This is a genomic window from Saccharomonospora iraqiensis subsp. iraqiensis (genome assembly GCF_000430445.1).
In the GTDB taxonomy this organism is placed as follows: Bacteria; Actinomycetota; Actinomycetes; order Mycobacteriales; family Pseudonocardiaceae; genus Saccharomonospora; species Saccharomonospora iraqiensis.
In genome coordinates this window covers 1-2,296 of sequence record NZ_KE387109.1, presented here as the reverse complement: position 1 = coordinate 2,296, position 2,296 = coordinate 1, and the positions used below count along the sequence as shown (strand labels likewise).

The window sequence follows — 2,296 nt, the reverse complement described above, 5'->3', positions numbered from 1 at the left end:
CCGCGCCGCCGGACCAGTCGAGCGGCGGGTGCCGGTCGAGACTGCCGGTGGCGGCGGCGTGCAGCAGCCCGGCCAACGGCGTCCGCAGCAGCGGCAGCACCACCTGGGTCTCCGGGTCCCCGAACCGGCAGTTGAACTCGATCACCTGCGGACCGGCCGAGGTCAGCGCGAGCCCCGCGTAGAGCAGGCCCTGGAAGGGGGCGCCCCGGCGGTCCAGCTCGTCGACGACCGGCTGGACGACCGTGGCGACCACCTCGTCGACCAGCCCGGGGGGAGCCCAGGGCAGCGGGGCGTACGCGCCCATGCCCCCGGTGTTCGGACCGGTGTCGTCGTCGCCGACCCGCTTGAAGTCCTGCGCGGGCAGCAGCGGCACCACGGTGCGCCCGTCGACCAGGCAGAACAGCGACGCCTCGGGGCCGTCCAGGAACGACTCCAGCACCACGGGGTGCCCACCGTCGAGCAGCATCAGCGCGTGCTTGCGGGCGCGTTCGACGTCGGTGGTGACCACGACCCCCTTGCCCGCCGCGAGGCCGTCGTCCTTGACCACCCAGGTGGGTCCGAACCGCGCCAGGGCGGCATCCAGATGCGCCGGGTTGTCCACCACCTCGCTCCGGGCGGTCGGCACCCCCGCCGCGTTCATCACGTCCTTGGCGAACGCCTTGGACCCCTCGATCCGGGCGGCGGCCGCGCTCGGCCCGAAACAGGCGATCCCCTCCGCGCGCACGGCGTCGGCGGCGCCCGCGACGAGCGGCACCTCCGGGCCGATCACGACGAGGTCGGCCCGCCAGGACACGGCGAGTCCGGCGATCGCCGCGGGGTCGGTGAGGTCGACGCCGAGTGTCTCGGCGACCGCGGCCGTCCCCGGGTTGCCGGGGGCGCAAGCGAGGGCCGTCACCGCCGGATCGTGTGAGGCGGCGAGGGCGAGGGCATGCTCTCGGGCTCCGGAGCCGATTACCAGGACGCGCACGCGCACAGGGTAGGTCGCCCGGGTCGGACGCCGTTCACCGGCATGTCCCCTCCCGGCCCCCGACGGGTCGCCTCCGGGCCGCTGTCGGTGGACAGTGTGGGACGGGCCCACCACGCACCGTGGGCGGCCGGAACGGGAGAAGGGCGGCAGCATGCGACGACGTACGGGGACACGACGTACAGGGACACGGTGGCAGGCCGTACTGGCCGTGTGCGGGTTGGCGATGACGGGGATGATCGCCGGTCCGGCCACGGCGGGGCCGGACCCTTCGGCCGGGGAGCCGGGCCCGCCCGCGTTCGGCGCGGGTGACGACCTCCTGGTCATCGGACACCGCGGGGCGTCGGGCCACCGGCCCGAGCACACCCTGGCGTCCTACGAGCTGGCGGCCCGCCTGGGTGCCGACCACCTCGAACCGGACCTGGTGACCACCGCCGACGGCGTGCTCGTGGCGCGCCACGAACCGGAGATCGGCGGCACCACCGACGTGGCCGACCGGCCGGAGTTCGCCGACCGGAGAACGACGAAAACGGTCGACGGCACGCCGGTGACCGGCTTCTTCGCCGAGGACTTCACCCTCGCCGAGCTGAAGACGCTGCGTGCGACCGAGCGCATCCCGCACCTGCGCCCGCACAACACGATCCACGACGGGCGCTACCCGATCCCGACATTCCAGGAGATCCTCGACCTGGCGGACCGGCTGTCCCGGGAGCTCGGGCGGGAGATCGGCGTCTACCCGGAGACCAAGCACCCGACCTATTTCCGGGAGCAGGGGCTGGCGCTGGAACCCGCGCTGGTGCGGACACTGACCCGCAACGGGCTCAACCGGCCGAACGCGCCGGTGTTCGTGCAGTCGTTCGAGGTGGGCAACCTGCGTGCGCTCGACGACGAGCTCCGGGTCCCGCTGGTGCAGCTGATCGGCGGCTCGGGCGCGCCCTACGACCTCGTGGCCGCCGGGGACCCGCGCACCTACGACGACCTGGTGACCCCCGAGGGGCTGGCCGAGATCGCGGAGTACGCAGACGGGATCGGCCCGGCGAAGGGCCGTGTGGTGCCGGTCACCGAGGACGGCAGCCTGGGGCGCCCGACCCCGCTGGTCGCCGACGCCCACCGGGAGGGGCTGGTGGTCCACCCGTACACGTTCCGGGCGGAGAACACCTTCCTGCCGCCCGAGCTGCGGTCCTCCGACGACCCCGCGGCGCTCGGCGACGTCTTCGCCGAGTACGAGGCGTTCCTGGCGGCGGGGGTGGACGGCGTGTTCGCCGACCGGCCGGACCTCGCGGTGGAGGCCGCCCGCACGGCCCGGCGCTGACCGGTCACCGCTCGTCGCGC

General features: G+C 74.5%; 2 protein-coding genes. One reads left to right on the top strand and one right to left on the bottom strand.

Annotation, left to right across the window (positions count from 1 at the left end; translation table 11 throughout):
- On the bottom strand, nucleotides 1-967 hold a 967-nt coding region (gene purD / locus ACTIR_RS23735), incomplete at its 3' end, for a phosphoribosylamine--glycine ligase (RefSeq protein ID WP_034240442.1).
- Nucleotides 968-1,118: 151 nt separating this feature from the next.
- Here purD and ACTIR_RS0115700 point away from each other — a divergent pair.
- The gene (locus ACTIR_RS0115700; protein ID WP_052583911.1) at nucleotides 1,119-2,276 is read left to right on the top strand and encodes a glycerophosphodiester phosphodiesterase; all 1,158 of its coding nucleotides are present in this window, start codon (nucleotides 1,119-1,121) and stop codon (nucleotides 2,274-2,276) included.
- Nucleotides 2,277-2,296: the final 20 nt, after the last annotated feature.

Excerpts from the sequence above, each read along its gene's own strand:
- ACTIR_RS0115700 (WP_052583911.1), top strand. The coding sequence starts at position 1,119 with ATGCGACGACGTACGGGGACACGACGTACAGGGACACGGTGGCAGGCC.